The 19,339-nt window shown below is 41.3% G+C and carries 14 protein-coding genes and 1 pseudogene; 7 read left to right on the forward strand and 8 right to left on the reverse strand.

The window, feature by feature from the left end; translation table 11 throughout:
• Positions 1–49 precede the first annotated feature (49 nt).
• A complete protein-coding gene (locus MTF66_RS09505; RefSeq protein ID WP_010389285.1) occupies positions 50–1,570 on the reverse strand; it encodes an aldehyde dehydrogenase family protein in 1,521 nt (506 codons plus the stop codon).
• A 194-nt stretch (positions 1,571–1,764) separates the two neighbouring features.
• Here MTF66_RS09505 and MTF66_RS09510 point away from each other — a divergent pair, with 194 nt between their 5' ends.
• Together MTF66_RS09510 and MTF66_RS09515 are read left to right on the forward strand one after the other, a co-directional pair.
• Positions 1,765–2,658 carry an AraC family transcriptional regulator gene (locus MTF66_RS09510; protein WP_010389287.1) on the forward strand — a complete coding sequence of 298 codons (894 nt, stop codon included), beginning with the start codon at positions 1,765–1,767 and terminating at the stop codon, positions 2,656–2,658.
• Between the two features lie 81 nt (positions 2,659–2,739).
• Positions 2,740–3,771: a LacI family DNA-binding transcriptional regulator gene (locus MTF66_RS09515; RefSeq protein WP_138621766.1), complete on the forward strand. Its 1,032-nt coding sequence runs from the start codon at positions 2,740–2,742 to the stop codon at positions 3,769–3,771.
• Positions 3,772–3,845: 74 nt separating this feature from the next.
• Here the strand turns inward: MTF66_RS09515 and gtfA are convergent, their stop codons facing one another.
• On the reverse strand, positions 3,846–5,318 hold the full coding sequence (gene gtfA, locus MTF66_RS09520; RefSeq protein WP_248527106.1) for a sucrose phosphorylase: 1,473 nt from the start codon (positions 5,316–5,318) through the stop codon (positions 3,846–3,848).
• Positions 5,319–5,490: 172 nt separating this feature from the next.
• Between gtfA and MTF66_RS09525 the strand changes: the two genes are divergently transcribed.
• From MTF66_RS09525 to MTF66_RS09535, 3 genes are all read left to right on the forward strand, one after another.
• Entirely contained in the window at positions 5,491–6,720 is a 1,230-nt protein-coding gene (locus MTF66_RS09525; RefSeq protein WP_055011497.1) for a sugar MFS transporter, read from the forward strand.
• Positions 6,721–6,887: 167 nt separating this feature from the next.
• The gene (locus MTF66_RS09530; protein ID WP_138621762.1) at positions 6,888–9,281 is read left to right on the forward strand and encodes a TonB-dependent receptor; all 2,394 of its coding nucleotides are present in this window, start codon (positions 6,888–6,890) and stop codon (positions 9,279–9,281) included.
• Positions 9,282–9,397: 116 nt separating this feature from the next.
• On the forward strand, positions 9,398–10,348 hold the full coding sequence (locus MTF66_RS09535) for a carbohydrate kinase (RefSeq protein ID WP_138621760.1): 951 nt from the start codon (positions 9,398–9,400) through the stop codon (positions 10,346–10,348).
• A gap of 48 nt (positions 10,349–10,396) precedes the next feature.
• Here MTF66_RS09535 and MTF66_RS09540 read toward each other — a convergent pair whose 3' ends face one another.
• The 3 genes and pseudogenes from MTF66_RS09540 to MTF66_RS09550 all read right to left on the reverse strand — a co-directional run.
• The gene (locus MTF66_RS09540) at positions 10,397–10,786 is read right to left on the reverse strand and encodes an STAS/SEC14 domain-containing protein (RefSeq protein ID WP_010389301.1); all 390 of its coding nucleotides are present in this window, start codon (positions 10,784–10,786) and stop codon (positions 10,397–10,399) included.
• A 103-nt stretch (positions 10,787–10,889) separates the two neighbouring features.
• Positions 10,890–11,585, reverse strand: coding sequence for a cupin domain-containing protein (locus MTF66_RS09545; RefSeq protein ID WP_138621758.1), 696 nt, complete (start codon positions 11,583–11,585; stop codon positions 10,890–10,892).
• A gap of 48 nt (positions 11,586–11,633) precedes the next feature.
• Positions 11,634–11,782: pseudogene (locus MTF66_RS09550) on the reverse strand (glutathione S-transferase); the annotation flags it as partial.
• A gap of 174 nt (positions 11,783–11,956) precedes the next feature.
• On the opposite strand from MTF66_RS09550, the gene MTF66_RS09555 reads away from it, so the two are divergent.
• A complete protein-coding gene (locus MTF66_RS09555; protein ID WP_010389306.1) occupies positions 11,957–12,475 on the forward strand; it encodes a TetR/AcrR family transcriptional regulator in 519 nt (172 codons plus the stop codon).
• 130 nt (positions 12,476–12,605) lie between these two features.
• Here the strand turns inward: MTF66_RS09555 and MTF66_RS09560 are convergent, their stop codons facing one another.
• Positions 12,606–14,069, reverse strand: a complete 1,464-nt coding sequence (locus MTF66_RS09560; protein ID WP_010389308.1) for a carbon starvation protein A — start codon at positions 14,067–14,069, stop codon at positions 12,606–12,608.
• Positions 14,070–14,420: 351 nt separating this feature from the next.
• Between MTF66_RS09560 and MTF66_RS09565 the strand changes: the two genes are divergently transcribed.
• On the forward strand, positions 14,421–14,903 hold the full coding sequence (locus tag MTF66_RS09565; protein WP_010389309.1) for a putative 4-hydroxy-4-methyl-2-oxoglutarate aldolase: 483 nt from the start codon (positions 14,421–14,423) through the stop codon (positions 14,901–14,903).
• Between the two features lie 92 nt (positions 14,904–14,995).
• On the opposite strand, the gene MTF66_RS09570 is transcribed toward MTF66_RS09565, so the two are convergent.
• Positions 14,996–17,626, reverse strand: coding sequence for a glycosyl hydrolase family 18 protein (locus tag MTF66_RS09570; protein ID WP_138621756.1), 2,631 nt, complete (start codon positions 17,624–17,626; stop codon positions 14,996–14,998).
• 65 nt (positions 17,627–17,691) lie between these two features.
• Positions 17,692–19,305, reverse strand: a complete 1,614-nt coding sequence (locus tag MTF66_RS09575; RefSeq protein WP_248527107.1) for a lytic polysaccharide monooxygenase — start codon at positions 19,303–19,305, stop codon at positions 17,692–17,694.
• Positions 19,306–19,339 lie beyond the last annotated feature (34 nt).

Below are 19,339 nucleotides of genomic sequence, written 5' to 3' on the forward strand. Positions count from 1 at the left end.
GCAGCGCTTTCATTACTTATAGGTTGTTTGTTTAAACTAAAACGCCTTATTAAAAGAAGCCAAGGGGATCTTCGCTGTAACTTACTAATAAGTTTTTAGTTTGTTGGTAATGATCGAGAGCGAGTTTGTGCGTTTCGCGGCCTATACCAGACTTTTTATAACCGCCAAACGCAGCGTGTGCTGGGTACATATGGTAACAGTTGGTCCATACGCGACCGGCTTCTATTTTGCGACCAAAGTGATAAGCGCGGTTCATATTACGGCTCCATACACCTGCGCCTAAACCAAATTCTGAGCTGTTAGCCAATTCGAGCGCTTCGGCTTCGTCTTTAAAGGTCGACATTGAAATAACGGGACCAAAAATTTCTTCTTGGAACACGCGCATATCGTTAGTGCCTTTTAATAAAGTAGGTTGAATGTAATAGCCACCATTTAGCTCATCGCTAAGTTGCTCAACATGACCGCCACTGAGTACTTCAGCACCTTCTTGTTTGCCAATATCAATGTAACTTAAAATTTTATCAAACTGTGCTTTAGAGGCTTGCGCACCTACCATGGTTTCGCTGTCTAGCGGGTTACCGCGTTTAATTTGCTTGGTACGTTTTAAAATGCGTTCTATAAATTGCTCATAAATATCTTCTTGAATGAACAAGCGTGATGGACAAGTACATACTTCACCTTGGTTAAAGTAGGCAAGAATGGCGCCCTCAATTGCTTTATCTAGGTATGAGTCGTCTTTTTCCATAACATCGTTAAAGAAGATATTAGGTGATTTTCCCCCAAGTTCTACCGTTGAAGGAATAATATTTTCAGCTGCGCATTTTAAAATATGTGAACCCACAGGGGTTGAGCCTGTAAAGGCAATTTTAGCTATACGCGTATTAGTTGCCAGTGCTTCACCGGCTTCTTTACCAAAGCCATTTACTACGTTTAGCACGCCGCCGGGTAGTAAATCACCAATAATTTCCATTAATACTAATATTGAGGCGGGTGTTTGCTCAGCAGGTTTAAGTACCACACAGTTACCAGCTGCAAGTGCAGGTGCTAGTTTCCATGCAGCCATTAAAATTGGAAAGTTCCACGGAATAATTTGCCCTACAACACCTAATGGTTCATGAAAATGATACGCCACCGTGGTTTCGTCTATTTCACCAATACTGCCATCTTGAGCACGCAAGCAACCGGCAAAGTAACGAAAGTGGTCCGCAGCAAGTGGAATATCCGCGGCGAGGGTTTCGCGAATGGCTTTACCGTTATCCCATGTTTCGGCCACTGCAAGTAGCTCTAGATTTTGTTCAATGCGATCAGCAATTTTTAATAAAATATTACTGCGCTCGGTAACTGAGGTTGTGCCCCACTGCGTTTTTACGGCATGCGCTTTATCAAGCGCCAAATTAATATCGTCTTTGTCAGAGCGGGGAATTTTACAAAACACTTTGCCATTTACAGGGCTAATATTCTCAAAGTATTGGCCATTAACGGGTTCAACCCACTCGCCGCCAATATAGTTACCATACTGCTGTTTAAATGTGATGAGTGCGTCTGCTGTGCCTGGATTTGCGTAAATCATATGTGTGTTCTCTTGTTGTTGTTAGCTAAAAGTCTAAGCCGAAATACCAGCAACTTGTTAGAGTAATGTAGCTAGTTGCTTTATATTTAATCGGTATTGATTGACATTAGACTATTAAGCGCTTAAAAACTTGATTAGCAGTCCAAAAAAATTGTCTGTGAGTCCAAACGATTTAATCATTAAAAAGGCTGATTATGTATTCGTCACAGTTAAATAAAAAACGCCAACAACTTGATGTACTTATTGAAAACAAAGTGAGCTTTGCTGCCGACAACAGCGAACTGAGTATTTATGATACTTATAAAAGTGCGCAAAAAGTGGCGCTGCATTCAAACGAATTACTGTTTTGTGCCATGCTCAGTGGCAAGAAAATTATGCATGTTGAGAATAGTCATTATCATAAAGCGTTTTTACCCCACGAATCGTTTGTATTAGCGCCCGAGCAAGGGGTGCTGATTGATTTTCCACAGGCAACTCTCAACTCACCTACCACCTGTTTAGCGATTGAAATCAGCACAGATAAAATAACCAATGTGGCTAATGCGCTTAATATGCAGCAAAACTTTGCTAGTGATACCTTATTTGAATACAGCCCTAATTTAGTGCATACCCAACATAATGCGCAAACTCAGCAGTTATTAGAGCGAATGGTGCATTTATTTAGTGAGCAAGGCGCCGAGCGACACTACCTAATTGATTTATCGTTAAACGAATTGATCACCCGTTTACTGCAACAACAAAGCCGCGATTTATTAATGGCCAACTGCGATAAACTGCGTCTAAAAAGTAACGTGAGTGATGCACTGCAATACATTGAAGAGCATTTAAGCGACACACTCGACATAGACACATTATGCAAAATAACTTGTATGAGTCGTAGTAAGTTTTACCAGCAATTTAAACTCGCTTTTGGCACCAGCCCTGCGCTTTGGCAGCAACAACTTAGGCTTAAAAAAGCCCGCACGCTTTTATTAGAAGGCCAAGCTATAAGTAAAGTGTGCTACGACCTTGGTTTTAATAGCGCCAGTCATTTTAGCCGTTTATTTAAGCAAACCTTTGGGATTGCACCTAAACAGTGTCGGCATTAACTCAATGCAACAGTTTTTGTTATATTAAACAGCCTAATATGTTAATTTACTAATTTCCTGCTAAGTAGTAATGAGTCGCTGATGAGTAAACCCACCCGCTGGACATTAAAAAGTATCGCCAAAGAGTTAGGTGTGTCTAATGCTACGGTATCAAATGCGTTTAATCGCCCTGATCAACTCTCGGCTAAACGACGCGAAGCCATACTTAAAGCTTGCAAAGAGCTCGGTTATTATGGCCCTAATAAAGCGGCGCAATCTTTGCGAAGTGGCACATTTAATATTGTTGCTTTAGTGCTGCCAGATAGCGTGGAATATATGGTGTCAGACCCTGTCGCCAGTAGCTTTATGCGTGGTGTAACCTCAGTGCTTGAAAAAAACAGCATTAATGTTTTATTGTTTTCAGGCAATAGCGACAATCTCAATAACGTTGTTGATTTTGTTGATGGCTTTATTTGTTATGGTCGCCCGCGAAATAAAGCACTGGTAGAGCAACTAAAAACAGTACAAAAACATGTGGTTACTGTGGATTTTGATATTGCCCGCAACGCATCAATTAACATAAACAACGAACAAGCCAGTTACGAAATAGCCAAACATGTTTTGCACAGGGCAACTGATAACGTGGCAATATTGGGCTTGAGATTACTCGATGAAAATGTATTGTGCCGAGTTTACGAACATCATGAGTTTGAAACGGGTCAATCTATTTCTCACCAACGCTTACGAGGTTATCAGCGTGCGTTAAATGAAGCGAATGTAACTGTAGCCGACGACCGCATTTGGAATATTCCTGAAAGTAGCGAGCGTTTTGCCAGCATAGCTGCAAAAGAAGTATTAAACGCCTCACCACGCCCTGATGTGATTATATGTATGAGTGATTTAATCGCCCTCGCCACCATGCGAGAAGCAATAAAACAAGGGATAAAAATAGGGAATGAGCTACGTATTGTTGGATTTGATGGCATAGAAGAAGCAGCCCGTTTTGTGCCTCGCCTTACGACTATTCATCAAAATAGCCAAGAAAAAGGTGTAATAGCTGCTAACTTATTTATTTCTAAAGAAGAAAAACAACACGAAGTAGGTTACGCACTCGATATTGGTGCAAGTAGCTGAGTGCTGTTAGTAGCGCAGATAAAAAAGCCAAGCTTAAGTTGCTTGGCTTTTTGGTTTTCAACAAATAAAGCTATTTAAACTAATAAACTTTGTAAGTTTAAAGTGGTTTCTTGAGCACCATTAACCTGTGTAATAAGTGCGGTACGACTTGTAAAATCAATACTCAAAGAAATTGAATGTTGTTCAAGCTTCCACATTAAACAACATACATTTTCGCCACCTTGAGCAGTAAATTCACCAGCAAATGCAGGGTGTTCATTACGTATTTTAATTAACGCTATTAATCCTTTTACTACCGGCTTATTTAGCGCTTCATCTATTTTAGCGGCATCTAAATAAGGGCGATTAATATCACGACCAACGTTCGTGCTCGCCAGAAGCTCCATATCATTTTTGCAAGCAAATAAACCACCGTAATATACTTGTGGTACACCCGGTGCAAAAAATTGAATGGCGCGAGATAATAAGTAATCAAAATCATTTGCGCCCAATGCATCGTAATACGTACAGTTAACTTGATATAGGTCGACGTTACTTGCAGCTGCACCTGTTGCTTTACGGCTCTGGTTATTGCTGTTGGCATGCATGGTTTCTACTAGATTATCTATTTGAGATGCGTTCAACAGCCCAGGTTTATCGCCCATTGGACCCGCGTCAATAATGCCAATGCCATCATGGGTGTCTAGTACAGTTAAACAGTTACGCGGTGAAATTTGTAACCACTTAAGCAGTGCGTCTACGTCATTATTAAATAAGCTATGTAAAATAAGCGGTGGTAGGGCAAAGTCGTACACCATGTTTACGCGCTTAGCCACGTCAACTTGAGTTTGATAATGGCTATGAATTTCAGCAATGGTTTCCATGCCTAAATCATTTGCCTGCTTTGAGAGTTTATCTAAATAGGCAAATGTTTCATCCAGCATAAAACAGTTAGTACCTGCTTGCTTAATGGCATAACCCGCTGCATCTAAACGAATAATGTTTACGTTGTTAGCAGAAAATTTAGTAAGTACGTTATTTAAATAGGCAATGCCTGCTTCTACTTTTACATTTATATCAATTTGGTTGTCAGTAAAGGTGGTCCAAAAATCATACGTTTGACCATCACCGCATTTCATTGGTGTAAAACAGCTTCCAGGCCGTGGACGGTAAATGGCTTGTTGTTCTTGGTTGCTCATGCCATTAGGGAATACGTCTTCTTTAGTTAAAAATAAATCCCAAAATTCAGAGGCTTTGCCTTTGGCCAGCACATCCTGAAATTGAAACGATTGCGCCGATACATGGTTCACTATTAAGTCGGCCATTAAATCATGGTCTTTTCCAAGTACTTGAATATCTGACCAAGTTCCTATTCGGGCATCAACTTCACTGTGATCAATTGGGTCAAAACCTGCATCGCTACCATCTATTGGGTTATAAAATGGTAATAAGTGCACCCCTGCAAAAACGTCTTTAAGTGGACCCTTTAGAAGTGCTGTTAATGCGTTTATATCTTTACCGGTGATTCGATCAGCATATGTGATCAATTGAACTTTATTCTTCATCATGTGTGATTACCAAGTTGAAACTTAATCGATTAAGATATATCTTTAACTAGCAGGTGAGAATTTACAAGTAATTTTTAAATATTTTACATACAAATATCGTGGCTCGATTAATACTACAATAAGTTACTGACGACTTAATGTGTGTTACCAAGCATTTAACGAGGAAAAGCAAATGACAAAATCACACACACACGTAAGCAGCGATCCGTTGCAACAAATTCGTTGGCTCACATACATGATGTTTTTTATGTTTGCCATGACCTCTGACGCCGTTGGCATGATCATTCCCGAACTCATAAGCGATTTTGGATTAAGTATGACCCAAGCCAGTGCGTTTCATTATGCGCCTATGGCCATGATTGCAATAAGTGGATTATTTCTAGGCTTTTTAGCCGATAGTCTTGGCCGTAAAAAAACGATTATGCTTGGTTTATTAATATTCTCTGCAAGTTGTTTTTTGTTTGCGATTAGCAGCAGCTTTATATTTTTTGTTTTTTTACTGTGCTGTATTGGCCTCGCCATTGGTTTATTTAAAACCGGTGCATTGGCGCTTTTAGGTGATATTTCTAATAGCAACGAAGAGCACACCAAAACCATGAATAAAGTAGAAGGCTTTTTTGGCATTGGAGCCATTGTTGGCCCTGCTTTAGTTGGCGTGCTACTGGTTCAAAATGTAAGTTGGACTTACCTTTACATCATTGCTGGCATTATGTGTTTGATTTTGGCATTGCTTGCTTGGCGTGCCGATTACCCTGCTGTGGTAAAAAGTACAGATAAGCCAGCCTCACTAAAAACGACTATAAAAATGGTTAAAAATCCTTATGCACTGGGTTTTTCACTTGCAATTGCTTTATATGTTGCCACCGAAGTCGCCATATACGTGTGGATGCCTACTCTGCTAAAAGATTACACTGGCTCATGGCCGCTGCTGGCCACTTACGCACTTACAATCTTTTTTGTGTTACGTGCTGCAGGGCGTTTTATTGCGGTATGGTTACTGAATAGGTTTAGTTGGCAAGGAGTTATGGCTTACTTAAGCTTTGGCATTGCGCTGTGTTACGTTGGCACTCTTTATGGCGGCGTTGATTGGGCTGTGGCTTTATTACCTCTCTCAGGTTTATTTATGTCGATGGTCTACCCTACTTTAAACTCTAAGGGAATATCGTGTTTTCCTGTGCATCAACACGGTGCAGTAGCCGGCGTTATATTATTTTTTACCGCACTGTCAGCCGCCTTAGCACCTTTATTTATGGGTATGATCAGCGATTACTTTGGACACGTACGCTACGGTTTTTATTTAGCTACGGGTTTTGCAGTCATATTATTTTTGGCTATGCTATTTAATTATATTCGTGACCCATCAGCAGCAGCATTAGAGCAAAGTAACTTAGTCGCTGAGTAAACAAACAACTTTTAATGCTATAAAAACATTATAAAAATCAATGTTTGAGTAAAAAAACAGCAAATAATTAACAAAATAATTTGCTTATTGTAAAAACTTTGTTATTTTTACTTAATCGATTAAGTAAAAATAACAACTTCCCTTAGGATTTAAAACGAGGCGTTCACATGACAACACACAACACACCTTTATATCTGATCAGTGCTTTAGCGCTCGCCGTTAGCCAAGGCGTTAATGCACAACAACAAGAGCAAAATACACAAGCGCAAGCTAACAAAGGGCTAGAAACAATTGTTGTTACCGGTGTTCCCCGCCGTACAACGATAATGGCGTCAAGTTCTTCTGTAAGCAGTGTGTCGCTTGAGCAAGTTGAGGTGTCTACGCCTCGCTCTACTGCTGAGGCATTTAGAATTATTCCTGGGGTTCGCTCAGAATCAACCGGCGGTGAAGGTAACGCCAACATTGCAGTACGTGGTTTACCGGTTGCCTCTGGTGGTGCTAAATTTTTACAGCTTCAAGAAGATGGCTTACCTGTTTTACAATATGGCGATATTGCATTTGGTAACGCTGACATTTTTATGCGCTTAGATAACACAGTGCAAACCATTGAATCTATTCGTGGTGGTTCAGCCTCTACCGCAGCAAGTAATGCACCGGGTGGCATAATTAATTTCATTTCTAAAAATGGCGAAAACGAATCGGGCAGCGTATCAACTACACTTGGCCTAGATTACGATACTATTCGAACTGACTTTGAATATGGCACCTATTTAAATGACACTGTACGCTTTCATGTTGGTGGTTTTGTACGTCAAGGTGAAGGCCCACGTGAAACAGGTTACACATCAAATAAAGGTGGGCAAATTAAAGCCAACCTGACCAAAGATTTTGAAAATGGATACGTGCGTCTTTATTACAAACATTTAGATGATAAAAGTGTTGGCTACTTACCTATGCCAATGTATGCAAATGGTGACTCAATTCCTGGGTTTGACGCACAATCAGATACCCCGCATTCGGCATTATTTACTAAAACAGTGCGCTTAAACGGCGAAAATCAAATAAGCAACGGCGATATTCGCGATGGTATGAATCCGCAAGTTGACTCAATTGGTTTTGAGGCTGTATTTGATTTAGACAACGATTGGCGTATTGAAAATCGTTTTCGTAAATCATCTGTAAGCGGTAATTTTAATTCATTGATCCCAGCTGAAGTTGGCAATGCATCAGCTATAGCGCAAAGTATTGGTGGTGTGGGTGCAACGCTTAGTAATGCGACCACAGGTGCTGCATTTAACGATGATTTAGCCATGCGTATTCATACGTTTGACGTAACCATGAACGACTTTGACTCAATTGTTAACGACTTCAAACTGACTAAATCGCTAAGCGATGATACTAGCGTTACTTTTGGCTATTATGCGTCAACCCAAAATATTGCCATGTCGTGGTTATGGAATTCCTACCTAATGGAGCTCAAAGGTGATAACGCTGCGCTATTAAATGTAACAGCCGCCGATGGGACTGAATTCTCTGAAAATGGCTTATACGCTTATGGCACGCCTTTTTGGGGTAACTGTTGCCAACGTGATTACGACACAGAATACGACACTCGTGCACCCTATGTTGCATTTTCAACTAAGGTGGGTGACGTAAGTATTGATGCTAGTGCCCGTTATGACAGCGGTGAAGCACGTGGTAACTATGCAGGCGCGGTTACCTCAACCGTTGATATGAATCGCGACGGTGTGATTTCTGTTCCTGAACAAAATGTTGCAGGTATTGACCTTGCAAATGCTAGCCCTGTTAATTACGACTGGGATTACGCATCATATTCAATTGGTGCCAATTACCAAATTGACTCAAGCCTTGCAACGTTTGCACGATTGAGTAAAGGCGGTCGCGCCAATACTGACCGACTTTTATTTGGTAAAGTTCGCGCCGATGGCTCAGTAGCCGATGAAGATGCCGTTGATGAAGTAAACCAGTATGAGTTTGGTATTAAAAAGCGCTTTGATTCACTGTCAGTTTTTGCCACGGCATTTTATGCACAAACTGAAGAGCAAAACTTCGAAGCGACATCACAAACCTTTTTTGACCGCGAATATGAAGCAAAAGGGATTGAGGTTGAATCAACCTACTTTATTGATGCATGGGATTTTCGTGGTAATTTAACGTGGACAGACGCTGAAATTGCAAAAGATGCACTTACCCCTGAAGTGGTTGGTAATACGCCTCGTCGCCAAGCTGATTTAATTTACTCATTAATGGCACGTTACACTTATGAAAAAGGCTCTGCAGGCCTAAGCTTTATCGGTACTACCGATGCCTATGCTCAAGATAATAACGATCTTAAGTTTGATGGTTACACTCAAGTAAATGGCTTTGTAAGCTACGATTTATCAGAAAATCTTAATATTGCGTTAAACGTAAATAACCTATTCGATACGGTAGGTATTACTGAAGCAGAAGAAGGCTCAATACCTGATAACAACATTATACGCGCACGTGCTATTAATGGCCGTACAACGTCATTGACGTTTAAATACGCGTTTAACTAACCAACTTTAGTGTAACAATTGCTGAAGCTATGTTTGTTCAGCGATTGTTACACTAGTTTTAATAATTCTCCCTTGAATTTTGACCTAGCCATGCTAGGTTTTTTAGGATTTACACTATGACCAAATTACTTAGCCTTGGTGAACTGCTTATTGATATGCTGCCTCAAGACTCTCAAAACAGTGCTTACTTGCCCATTCCAGGAGGTGCTCCAGCTAATGTGGCTGTAGGTTACGCAAAGCTCGGCGGCAAAGCTGCGTTTTGTGGCGGTATGGGAGATGATTATTTTGCTAAACAATTAACTAATGCGCTTGAGCAATATAATGTAGATACTGAGTATTTATTTACCATAGAAGGCGCGCAAACAGCTATGGTTATTGTCAGCCTAGATGAAAGCGGCGAACGCAGCTTTAACTTTTATCGTCATCAAACAGCCGATTTACTGTTAACGAATGAGCATTTAAAGCTTATTAATTGGGATAAATTGAGTACCCTACACTTTTGTTCAAACACCTTAACCAATACAGCTATAGCAAAAACCACTGTGTGTGCTTTAAAGCAGGCTAAAAACAACCACAAACTCGTTAGCTTTGATGTAAATTTACGCTACAGTTTATGGCAAAATAGCAATGACATTGAGCAAAACGTGCATGCATGCTACGCGTATTGCGATATTGTTAAGCTCTCACGTGATGAGTTAAATTTTTTAGCAACGCAACGCCAACAATCAGTTGAAGCCTACTTACAATCACTGCTTGAATTAGGCGTCAAGCTGGTGTTTTTAACCGATGGTCCGGCACCAGCGACTGTTTACCATAACGCTTTTACCCTCAGTGAAGCAGCCCCAACAATTACCGCTGTAGATACCACCAGCGCCGGTGATGCTTTTATTGCTGGCGTACTGTACTACTTAAACCACAGCGATAATGCAGTGCCACTTACTGATAAGCTAAATGATGAGTCAATAGTAAAAAAAGCGCTTCACTTTGGTCTTCGCTGTGGCTCAAAAGCATGCTTAGCTAAAGGCGCTTTTCCTGCGCTTCCCACGCAAAAAACACTGTCAAAATAAACCAAGATACTTACAAAAAAGGCCACTGTTGGCCTTTTTTATTAAGCGTCATGCATTATTGGTTTTTAACCACTCTAGAGCGGTAGTGGCATTTTCAAAGTATTGTATTTCACCCGACATAAACCAACTGCCTAACTTAGCTATGGTTGATTGCCACTCTTTATTGCCGTAAATCGCTATTTTTTTAAACTCTTTGTTGTGCTTTAAGCCAAGTTTTAAATCGTCCCAAGCAGCACGAAGCTCCCAACCATCTAACTCGGTGCCATCTATTAATACATTAACAATAGGATGCTTAACTTCGCCTAGCGCTGAATCGATCATCGGTGTGATCACTTCATAGTCTTTGTGAGTTAAGGTACCAATTGCCTTAAGTGTTAAGAAAAACTCACTGCCTGAGCGCTCAATACCAATCGACAAACCATGTGTTAAATTAACCATAACTCAACCCTTGAATGAAAAGAGCTTAAATTATAGGCAATAGTTAAAAGCTTTTATTTGAAGCAGATCAAAAAAGTCACTTAATGCAGATTTATTTTTTGAGTTAATTATGTTTTTTTAACCGATTAACTTGGTTTTTTACATCGTTTAAATAGCCGGTTTTTATCCATACTCTTGCGCCATTGTTACCCGCGGTGGCGTTTATTTGGCTATTAACAGGCACTCTAAGCCAGCTGTGTTTTTCAAGTGTGTCGTTATGTTCTTGTAAAGTGCCATCCAAAACCAACAACTCAGCGCCACCACTCACCGTGAGCGTTAAAGATTGATTAGCATTAAACTGTACAATACTCACTGTTTCATACGTATCTTGATATAACAAAATGACATTTAGGTCATTAAACTCGGGGGTTTTCTGCCCTTGCATCTGCTGTGTGTGAATACACACGTGCTGGCGATCTTCTGGCTGAAACTGCCATAGTTTTACAAAAATAATACAACCGTCTTTTGAGCCAGGAGTATGCTTTGATTGTGGAGGATTACGAATATAGGTACCTTTTGGAAAGTCACCATGCTCATCTTGAAATACCCCATCAAGTACTAAAAACTCTTCACCGCCGGTATGTGTATGTGGGCTAAAGTGGCTGTTTGGCGCATAACGTACAATGCTAGTGGCACGAGCAACCTCGTCGCCCACTCTGTCAAGTGGACGTCTATCAACACCCGGCATGGGCGAAGCTATCCACTCAAGTGACTCACTATGCACCACCACACGTTGACTAAAGTCGGCAGCAATTTTCATATTTGACTCCAAATTATTAATTTATAACTAAACGCCAATACTTGGCTAAGGTTTTTTTGCCAAAAATGCCTCACTGCAGTATTCCCCATTTAATAAATCGACAGCAACAAACTTTCTTTATCAGTCGGCTTTTTTTCAGCAAGTGCAATACGAGCCTGCAATGGGTTTGGGTAATTTTCTACGTCATAAATTTTCATAATGCTCTCTTATATTTTTCACGACAACTTTGGTTTATATTGGCAAACAAAAACTACCTACTGATAGGTAATTTATAGCAAGCGCTAAATATTTGCAAACTAAAAACAAAAGAGCTTGAAAATAACTACCTACTGGTTGATAATTTTTCCAGATAACAGCAAGGAAATATCAAAATGAGTAAAAAAGCAGCCCTGCTACAAGCCGCAGAAAATAAAGTGCGACTGGGTGGTTATAGCAACTTTAGCTTTAGAGAACTTGCTACTGAGATTGGTATAAAAAGTGCCAGTGTGCATTATCACTTTCCAACGAAAGCTGATTTAGGCGCTGAACTCGCGCATCAATACACCGATGCCTTTATTGCAGTACTTGGCGATCCGAATGTACATAAAGCAAACGGTAAAAATCCCATCGATATTTACACTCAGTTATTTAGAAATGCGCTCGTGATAGACAAAAAGATGTGTTTATGTGGCTTACTCGGTGCAGAAAGCGACAGCCTACCCGATAAAGTGCGGGTTGAAGTTCAGCGGTTTTTTAATAAAAACTTAGCCTGGTTAACTCAAGCACATCAAATAAATGGAGAGCTTAATCCTGCTCGGGCGGCAATACAAACAGTCAGCTTATTAGAAGGGGCAATGATTATTAGTAAAACCCTAGATGATATCAGCTACTTCGAACAAGCGACTTTTTAGCGGTAGATAGTCAACATAAGTGGTTGGTGATCAGAAAGTTGATAAATCTATTAACTAAATTACTACTTGTTCAAGCATAAAAAAGCGAGCTTAAATAAAGCTCGCTTTTTGCATTAATAACTATGTAGTTTTAAGCTGGACGCACTTTATGTTTTGAATGCACAAAAGCCAATACAATGAAGCCTACAACAGCAACCGCTACACCAATTGGTTTACCTAAATCACTTGATAAGTTTAATCCTATTGCCGCAGTCATTATGTATGACAGGGTCACAGCTGAAGCAATTACAGCAGGTATACTAGCAATCCAGTGGAATGTACCACGGTCAAATAAATACTTAGTAGCAAGCCATAAAACACTGGTAGAAAGCAGCATATTTGAAAACGCGAAGTAGCGCCAAATAACAGAGAAGTCGAGCTTAGTCATAAAGTAAGCAATGGTTAAAATTGGCAACGCTAACAACAAACGATTACGTAAACTTTGCGGAATACTAAACGCATCCACCATTGTTAGGCGCAGTGAGCGGAACGCCGTATCACCTGAGGTGATAGGGAAAACAGCAACAGCAATAATAGCCATAATACCACCAAATACACCTAAGTAGCTGTTTGCAATATGGTTAACCACTAAGCCTGGACCGCCTAAATCAAGCATCGATTTTAAACCCGCATAACCTTCTGGGAAGGCAGCAATACCAGCAAGCGCCCACACACAACCTACAATACCTTCGCACATCATCGCGCCATAATAAACCGGGCGTACATATTTTTCGTTAGTTAAACAACGAGCAATAATAGGTGCTTGCGTTGAGTGAAAACCACTAATGGCACCACAAGTAATGGTGATAAATAGCAACGGCCAAGTAGGCAGTCCATCAGGGTTTGGGGCTAAAAAGTCGTGAGCATGATCGGCTTCAAAATACGCTAAAAAGTCGCCAGCTACTGGTAAATGGGGTGCGTTGATTAACAGTGAGACTGCAATAGCAACTGTCATTACAATCATTAACAAGCCAAAAATAGGGTAAAACTTAGTGATGATTTTATCGATTGGTAATAACGTGGCTAAAAAGTAGTAAGCTAAAATAGCGAGAACCCAAAATGTATTACTAGCAAAAATGGTGCCTTCAAATGCATCTAAGTTACTCAATAATCCTGCAGGGCTCATAATAAACACTACACCAACAAAGAATAACAACATAGCAGTAAATATAAGCATAAAGCCTTTAAATACTACGTTGTAATAATGGCCTGCAATTTCAGGTAAACTTTTACCGTCTTCTTTAATACTCATTACGCCAGAGAAAAAGTCGTGTACAGCTCCACCTAAAACGTTACCAAGTACAATCCAAACCAGCGCTACTGGGCCATACAAGGCGCCAAGTATAGGACCAAATATGGGGCCTACTCCTGCAATATTCAAAAACTGAATTAAAAATGCACGAACAGGGTGAATAGCAACATAGTCAACACCTTCGCTAAAACGCTTCTGTGGTGTGTCTACTGTCGAGTCCATACCCGCTTGTTTTTCAACAAACGGGCTATAAAACTTATAGCCTAATATTAAAATAGTCAGGCAAATAAAAAAGATGATCATAAAGCACGCTTCTCTTTTTGTATGTGTGTATAGGGCACAGTATTGCAGCCCAAAATTTAAAATAACAATTGAACGTAGCATATGAAAAAACACGCAACAATGAGACGTTTGGCTAATGCGCTTACAAAATGTAATTTATTCGAAAAAATAAAACTAAGTAAAAGCTTAAGTTACTCATAAAAACAGCATTAAAAAACGTTAAAAGTACTTATATTGCGACTAAAATCTATAAGCCAATTTGCAATAATAGCTACACCTGAGTGATTAATTAGCCTACGATAAACATTATTACTACTTTAAATTTACTACCTTTGCCCTACATGGCTTTGCCAAAAAACAAGGATGCCCTCAATGACACCGTTTACTACGCCCGATTTATACGATGAACATCGCGACCATGTGCAAGTTGCTGACAGTGGCTTGCAACACTTTGGTAATAAAACTCACTTTTATGGTCAAGTAGTGACCGTCACCTGCCCTGACGACAACTCATTTGCTGGTAACATACTGCATGAAAACGGTGAGGGAAAAGTATTGATTGTTGATGGTTTTGCCAGTAAACGTTTTGCCTTTATTGGCGATATGATTGCAGAGCGCGCACTAAAAAATGGCTGGCAGGGCATAATTATTAATGGTTGCTGTCGCGATATTGAAATTCTTGCCACACTTGATTTACCTGTAATGGCGCTAGGCGCAACACCGCGCTGCACCACTAAGCGCGGTTTAGGTGCTAAAGATCACCCGGTTAATATGTTAAACACCACAATTAATACCGGTGATTGGGTATATGCTGATGTAAACGGCTTAATAATTAGCTCTAAAGCGTTGTTTTAATCCCTCGTAATAGTCGTTAACAAAAAAAAGCAGCTCGAAAGCTGCTTTTGTAATTTACATGATTTTTTAAAACCCAAATTCTCAGGTTAAAATTAAAGTGCTAACCATACATCGGTTGAGCCAGGTTCGTTCCCTTGAGTCCACCATTTAGCTTGGTACTTATTACCTTGATAAGAAACTTCATCACCACTGTTATAAATAGCCGTTGGCTGCCAAACTGCGACACCCGTACCATCTGTAGGTTGTGTTGTTGCTTCCCATGCACCACCTAAATCAGGACGCTCGCCTTGAGTCCACCACTTTGCTTTATATTCAACGCCGTTATAAGTAACGACATCACCACCAACGTATGCAACACTCGCATCCCAGCTTCCTGTAGGTGGATTTGTAGTATCAACGTTTATAACTGTTACGCTAAAGCTTTGCGTTGTGGTTAATGCGCCATCACTGACTGCAACAGACACTGTGAAGTCTGTATCGGTATCTACAGCGCCAGCCTCAATAGTTACATTTGCATCACTGCCCACTAATGTTAAGCCTGCTGGTACTGTCCACGTATACGAAAGGGCGTCGTTTTGAGCATCATTAGCCACTACAGCTACACTTGCTGATGCGCCCTCTTCAACGCTGATATTAGCGATAGCATCAACGCTCGGTGCTGTGTTTTCGCCTCCTGATGTTGGCGCAATAACATTAACAACAACATCACGATTAACAGTTGCTTGACCATCTGATACCGCAACAGTTGCCACATACTGTGTATCTGCAGTCACTGTTGGCGCTGTAATGACTAATGATGCACTATTTTGTCCAGATACCACCAGTGCGCTATCAGCATTCCAGCTAAAGCTAAGTGGATCGTTATCTGCATCAGTTGCAGAAGCTGTTACTGTAATACTCTCGCCTGAATTAACAGACACTGATGAAGACACAGAAACAACTGGCTTTTTATTTGTTGGCGGAGCAACTACTCCTCCTAAACCATCATGCATAGCATTAAGAATATCACCATTATCCGCATCTATTTCCCATGCAAATAAACCACCTAAATTATACTGATTAACATACGCTCCCTTCGCCAGTACTGACTTACGGCTATCATAAGTAATTAGTTTACCGGTTGCACGATTCCATACATAAGCGGCTTGTGCTTGCTCATCATAACCCACTTCAAAACCATTAATACCGGTGCCCGCAGCACCAATCATATTGGCTTTAACGCCCTTGTAATCAATAACCCCATCTTCCCATACGCCTTGTGCCGTAGAGCCTTTTAACGGGCCATTACCAGGGGCAGTCATTGGGTTACCATCAATCGCTGCATTTTGCGGGTAAACACCTTCCCAACCACGGCCATACATAGCCGTGCCGACGACGATTTTTTTCGATGGTACATTTTGCGCAAGTAACAGCTGCACTGCATTATCGGTGGTATAAGCAGGGCCTTTACGAGGTTCACCATTATCATCAAGCCCGGTACCATTACATTGACCAGCACTCATATGTTCGCCACAGTAAAGTGCTGTTTGGTGACCGGTTACGTTACTCCATGCGCCATAAAAGTCATAGGTCATGGCAAAAATATAATCCATGTATTGGCTTGCGGCTTGGTAGTCTACATCTTCAATTTTATCGTAACCTGCACCAATGGCTGAGGTTAACTCGTAAGTACGACCTGTTTCTGCTTCTAGTTTATCAAGCATAGCGCGTAGCTCTTGCATTAGCGCCACATAGGCTGGGCCATCGTTGATTGGATCGCCAATGTCTGGGTTGGGGCCGTCACCACCTGGGAATTCCCAGTCAATATCTACACCATCATAGAATTTCCATGTTCTTAAAAATTCTTCCATTGAGGCAACAAAGATGTCGCGGTTAGCTTTATTGGTAAAGCCACCGAATGGGTCTGATAACGTCCAACCACCTACAGATGGTAAAATTTTAATATCTGGGTAACGCTGTTTAAGCGCCATTAGCTGAGAGTAAGTACCACGGATAGGATCTTTTGCATCAACCCCTGGCAGTGCTTTTTGTACTGCTGCCCATGGGTCGTGAATAACCACTTCGTAATCTGCAGAGCCGGCACAAGCGGTTTCAAGTGCACGTTTAGGACCACCCGATAACGATGCGTTTTCACCACAAATTGGAATAAAGCCATACAAAATATGACTCAGATTTTGTGCTGGCATATTCGTTACATCATAATCACGGCCATAAATTCCCCACTCCACAAAGTAAGCGCCTGTAACTAAACCTTGTTTGATACCAATGTCACGGTTATTTGGGTCAACATCCATGGGTAATGGTGCTAGGTGTCCGCCGTCGGTGTCAGCAATTACAATTGGTTTGCCTGCACTGCGAGCACACGTTGTGCCACCTTCACATAGCTCAACATACATTGTATGGCGGCCCGCTTTATCATAAGGGAATGTGATAGTGCCACTTTTAGAACCAGCAGCAAGCGTGCCCTCATTGACTAGCATGTCATCAAAATAGACTTTGTAGCTATCGCCACCATCACCACTCCATGCACTCCACTGAATGTTGATATTAACTTGTTCAACACGGGTAACTAGCTGCTTATAAGAGCCGTTTCCCTCAAGATCTACCTCAACAAACGAATATTGCTGTGGTTCCCAATTAATGCTTGGTGTAGACGGTGCAGCAGATGCTGTGCTTGCAAATAAAGCAACACCGATGGCTGCGCTTAGTTGTTTGATATTCATAGGTCTCTCTTATCCATTATTTATGTAATTATTTAATAAGTTTGAACTGCAAAACTTAGGCTTTATTAAAGTTTGGTCCATACATTGGCTTGCCCTGGCGTATCGCCCTGAGTCCACCATTTAGCGCGATAGCGCTGTCCTTGATACGTTACTTCTGCGCCAGCTTGGTAGGCTTTGCTGGTATTCCAAGTGGCTGCTGTGTCAGCTTTCGAGGCTGATTCCCATGCCGCTGAGGTATCTGGTTGTTGGCCTTTGTTCCACCATTTAGCGGTGTAAATCACGTTAGCAAAACGGGCTTTATCGTTTGCTTGATAGATCTGAGTGCTGTCCCATTCAGGTACTGTTGGATCAACAGGGTCAACCGGATCGACCACAGGTACATCGTTAACCGTGACACTAAAACTGGTTTGGGTACTTAATTGACCATCCGATACAGATACTGCAATGGTGTAATCGGTGTTTGCTGATACCTCTGCAGTGGTTAAGTTGATGTTGGCACCAGAGCCTGTAAAGCTTAGCGGTGTAGGTACTGTCCAGCTGTAAGTTAGCTCACTTTGCTCATCATCAAAGGCATGCAGATGAATTGCTGTTGTGGTGTTTTCATCAACTACTAGGTTATCTGGGGTGTGTACAATGGGTGCGGTGTTTGTTGGCGCACCTTGCACACTCAAGGCATAGGTATAATTTGCATCGCTGCTATACACTTGGTTTATCAGTACGTCGGTTGCATCAAACGTAATGTCGCCCGCTTGGTTTTGCACCCCAATTTGCACTAAATGCGCGTAATCAAGGTTAAGTTGTTCAGCCAATGCTTGTTGCCAATTTGCTTGATTGTCGGCATTGATTTTAAGCTGTTGGTTGATTACCTCTTGGCCTGTTTCGTCAAATAATCGCGCCCATACGATGCCGCCTGCAATGGCATTTTGCCCTTGGCGAACAAAATAACCGACGCTAGTCCACGAATTTGGATCAGTCGGGCCTGCGTCATTTACTATGTTGATGTCGCTACAGTTATAAAAGCCTTCACCAACCACATCATTACGTTGCCAACGGCTATATAAAATGGCCTCGCCGCTACGGTCTTGCGGAATTGCAACACTCATTTCGTAGTAGCGTTTACCATCAGGGTCTTTAACAACCTCAATGTTGTCGTGCTCTTGCACTAGCTGTAAGTCTTGCCAAGTTAGTACGTCAGTTGCGCTATTGAAGCTTGGCTTGGTAATGTAAAACTGCCAAAAGCTTGGGTTGTGCGGGGTTGATGCAAGGTAACGTATTTGAATATCACCATTGGCATTGGGCACTACATCGCTGCGCTGCCAATGTGGTGATGGTAAATCCATACCCCGTTTGGCTGTATCGCCACCAGCACATAAAGTGCCGTTTGGTACATTGGCCTCAACTGCAGTTTGATTTAAATAGTCAGGAGTATTAACCGAAAATTCAATCGCTTGTACAAACTGCACCGTGCCCGATTCTAAATATGCGGCTCGACACGCAAGGTTAGGAATATTTGTGCCGTCTTCAGGCCACCAGTACCCGCCATCAACCTGACAAATTGCTTGGCGCGCTTTAGGGCTATCCATATAACCATGTGCTTGCACTTGCGGTGCTAGTGTACTGAGTAGTAAACCACTGGTAATTGCAGATAGCGTAATCGTGTTAAGTTTAATTGATGCCATTATTTTATCCTTTATAAGACTCAATACATGGGGC

It is taken from the genome of Pseudoalteromonas sp. 2CM39R (assembly GCF_023161845.1).